Raw genomic sequence first — 820 nt, forward strand, 5'->3', positions numbered from 1 at the left:
CTCGCAGCCGGACCCGCAGGGCTGCGAGCTTGACGCTGGCCAGGAAGTTGTCGGGGTCCTTGTCGTAGCGGGTGGCGACGGCTCGGAAGTGCTTGATCTTGCTGAAGAAGCGCTCGACCAGATTGCGGTACTTGTACAGGAACGGGCTGAAAGCCAGCACCTGCTTGCGGTTGGGTATCGGCTTCACGTTCGCCCACGCGCCCTGCTCCGCCATCCGGGCGCGTAGCGCGGCACTGTCGTAGGCCCGATCACCCAGCAGGATCTGGCCCGCGCCCAACCCGTCCAGCATGTCGGCCGCCGCGCGCCCGTCATGCGCTTGGCCTTCGGTGATCTTGAGCACCACCGGACGGCCCTCGGCATCCACCAGCGCGTGGATCTTGCTCGTCAGGCCACCGCACGAGCGACCCATGCCACCGGATCGGCCGTCTTTTTTTGGGCGCAGGCGGCATGCTGGTGCACCCGCACGCTGGTGGCGTCGATCATCTGCAGGTCGCCGTCGTAAGCCTTTGACACCGCATCCAGAAGCCGATCCCAGATGCCGCGCTTGCGCCAGCGCCGGAAGCGGTTGCCGCACGTCGTATGCGGGCCGTAGCGCGCTGGGATGTCGGCCCAGGGTGCGCCCGTGCGCAGACGCCAGAAGATCCCGTTGAGCACCCGCCGGTCATCTACCCGCTCCTTGCCGCGCACGTCCGTCGGCAACAGAGGCTCGATCACCGCCCACTCCGCATCCGTCAGGTCAAACCGCGCCATCCAGATCCCTCCCGCTCAGAGGGCTAACGCCGCCGCACCTCAGCCGTGCCAGACGTTATGGGTCCGCGAC

At 67.4% G+C, this 820-nt stretch carries 1 protein-coding gene; it reads right to left on the reverse strand.

Annotated elements, in window-relative coordinates:
• Window positions 1-750, reverse strand: a protein-coding gene (locus tag MFF56_RS31870) for an IS5 family transposase (protein WP_238232218.1) whose coding sequence is annotated in 2 segments (ribosomal slippage) — window positions 1-426 and window positions 426-750 — 751 coding nt annotated over the 2 segments. Because the reading frame shifts where the segments join, the coding sequence is not laid out codon by codon here. This gene is flagged as partial in the annotation.
• Between the last annotated feature and the right edge of the window lie 70 nt (window positions 751-820).

It is taken from the genome of Methylobacterium hispanicum (assembly GCF_022179285.1).
In the GTDB taxonomy this organism is placed as follows: Bacteria; Pseudomonadota; Alphaproteobacteria; order Rhizobiales; family Beijerinckiaceae; genus Methylobacterium; species Methylobacterium hispanicum.